Here is a 264-nt window from a genome sequence, read left to right as displayed (position 1 = left end):
CTTATCCGCTGATAAGCCCTCTCCTGTCATCGCCAAGTGACTAGCACGATTAGCCCCAATAGCACGACTCAGTAGAAAGAGCCCCCCCGCATCCGGCGCAAGTCCAACACCTACAAAGGCTTGGATGAATTTTGTCTTGCTGGAGGCAATAACAAAATCAGCTGCCACTGCCATATTAGCCGCGGCTCCAGCCACTGCCCCATCTGTCACCATAATGACCACTTTAGACAATTTCTTCATCGCAAACGAAATATCATTCACCAG

General features: G+C 50.0%; 1 protein-coding gene. It reads right to left on the bottom strand.

Translation table 11 applies throughout. The annotated features are described in order from the left end of the window. The coding region (locus C1E99_RS14010) for an enoyl-CoA hydratase-related protein (protein ID WP_193441831.1) at nucleotides 1–264 on the bottom strand (264 nt) is incomplete at both ends.

The organism is Streptococcus suis, from assembly GCF_002964045.1.
In the GTDB taxonomy this organism is placed as follows: Bacteria; Bacillota; Bacilli; order Lactobacillales; family Streptococcaceae; genus Streptococcus; species Streptococcus suis_U.
The sequence above is the reverse complement of the archived record's forward strand: the minus strand, read 5'-3'. Positions and strand labels throughout refer to the sequence as shown.